Here is a 376-nt window from a genome sequence, read left to right as displayed (position 1 = left end):
TATGGGTAACATTTTCAGGAAATTCAGATATTGATTTTTTATTGCAATGTGGACAAGTTTTTAAATGCGCCTGATATTCAGTAACATTAATTTTAATTTCAGGAATATCAAAAACTTGACGAGTTTTAACTTCCTCTACTTTAACATCTTTTAAATTAGCAGCACAATGAGGGCAAATATCATTAGGAAGTTCAACAATAAAATCAGGATTATCAACTTTTTCAAGAGTAGAACCTTTATGACCGATTTACCCACCTGATGCTTTGCCACTTTTCTTTCTCAACGATCTGTTTTTATCTTTTTTTTACTAAATTTATCAGAAGATGGAGGAAAACTGCTATTAGAACTATTCATTCCAAGTCTAGCTTTAAGCATA

At 30.6% G+C, this 376-nt stretch carries 1 protein-coding gene; it reads right to left on the bottom strand.

The annotated features are described in order from the left end of the window. A partial coding sequence (locus I6E31_12510; GenBank protein MCF2640779.1) for an IS66 family transposase zinc-finger binding domain-containing protein occupies positions 1 to 247 on the bottom strand: 247 nt, incomplete at its 3' end. Between the last annotated feature and the right edge of the window lie 129 nt (positions 248 to 376).

The organism is Fusobacterium varium, assembly GCA_021531615.1.
Lineage (GTDB): Bacteria > Fusobacteriota > Fusobacteriia > Fusobacteriales > Fusobacteriaceae > Fusobacterium_A > Fusobacterium_A varium_C.
This window is presented reverse-complemented; position numbering and strand designations above follow the sequence as displayed.